This window comes from Pseudoalteromonas sp. SWN29, from assembly GCF_015864465.1.
Lineage (GTDB): Bacteria > Pseudomonadota > Gammaproteobacteria > Enterobacterales > Alteromonadaceae > Pseudoalteromonas.
Map to the genome: position 1 here is coordinate 1 of NZ_JADYXE010000199.1, position 512 is coordinate 512.

1 protein-coding gene is annotated in these 512 nt (G+C 41.8%); it reads right to left on the bottom strand.

The window, feature by feature from the left end:
• The coding region (locus tag I6F53_RS20475) for a hypothetical protein (protein WP_197240989.1) at positions 1-512 on the bottom strand (512 nt) is incomplete at both ends.

Genomic DNA, 512 nt, shown 5'->3' on the forward strand with positions numbered 1-512 from the left:
ATATTGATTAATGTCGTTTGTCTTTTGTATCGACAATCCACGATAGGGTCCAGATAACCTAGTGTATGGTTGTCAGACAGTGCAATAGTCCCAACCATATTAAATCCAGAATCTGCATATGCCCATGAAGGGGAGCGCCCCACAAGTGCTTTATTTGATTGCATGGTAACTCTGGTTTTTACCAAGTAATAGTCATCAACCGATACTTCAGTTGTATACGGAGACGCCAGTGCAGCATTGATTGCTATGGCATTATCATAGTCATCACTATGTGGGATAGCCCCATACCATTGAATACTAACTGGGGTAGGAAATATATTACGTTTTAGTCCATAACGAACTACCTGCCCTACAGTACCAACATTGATAACAATCCCACCATCTGGGGTAAGGTTCCTATTGGAGTGGTATATAAACTGCCCTCCTGCCAAATCGCCAGTTTCGAATCCGTATTTCGCTATAATAATTGTTCCGTCTTCAAAATCATCACCTGCTTCTTCAGTGATGTCGAC